Raw genomic sequence first — 565 nt, 5'->3', positions numbered from 1 at the left:
ATCGGGGCTAAAGCCATGCACCGAAGCTGCGGGTGTCAATGCGTAAGCGTTGACGCGGTAGCGGAGCGTTCCGTAAGCCTGTGAAGGTGGACTCGTGAGAGCCGCTGGAGGTATCGGAAGTGCGAATGTTGACATAAGTAGCGTTAAAGGATTGTGAGAGACAATCCCGCCGAAAGTCCAAGGGTTCCTGCGCAAGGTTAATCCGCGCAGGGTGAGCCGGCCCCTAAGGCGAGGCCGAAAGGCGTAGTCGATGGGAATCAGGTTAATATTCCTGAGCCTGCTGGAAGTGACGGATCTCGTGTGTTGTCTGATCTTATTGGATTGATCAGGCAGCGAAGAGGTTCCAGGAAATAGCTCCAGCGTATAAGACCGTACCCCAAACCGACACGGGTGGACTGGTAGAGTATACCAAGGCGATTGAGCGAATGATGTTGAAGGAACTCGGCAAATTTCTCCTGTAACTTCGGAAGAAGGGAGACCCCTTTATGGGCAACCATGGAGGGGTGGCACAGAATTGGGGGTAGCGACTGTTTAACAAAAACACAGGACTATGCAAAGTCGTAAG

At 52.7% G+C, this 565-nt stretch carries 1 protein-coding gene; it reads right to left on the bottom strand.

Annotated elements, in window-relative coordinates; translation table 11 throughout:
* A partial coding sequence (locus IG80_RS17170) for a hypothetical protein (protein WP_232224425.1) occupies positions 1 to 195 on the bottom strand: 195 nt, incomplete at its 3' end.
* Positions 196 to 565 lie beyond the last annotated feature (370 nt).

It is taken from the genome of Candidatus Paracaedibacter symbiosus, assembly GCF_000757605.1.
GTDB classification, from domain to species: Bacteria; Pseudomonadota; Alphaproteobacteria; order Paracaedibacterales; family Paracaedibacteraceae; genus Paracaedibacter_A; species Paracaedibacter_A symbiosus.
Note: the sequence above shows the minus strand (reverse complement) of the source record. Positions and strands in the feature narration are given on the sequence as shown.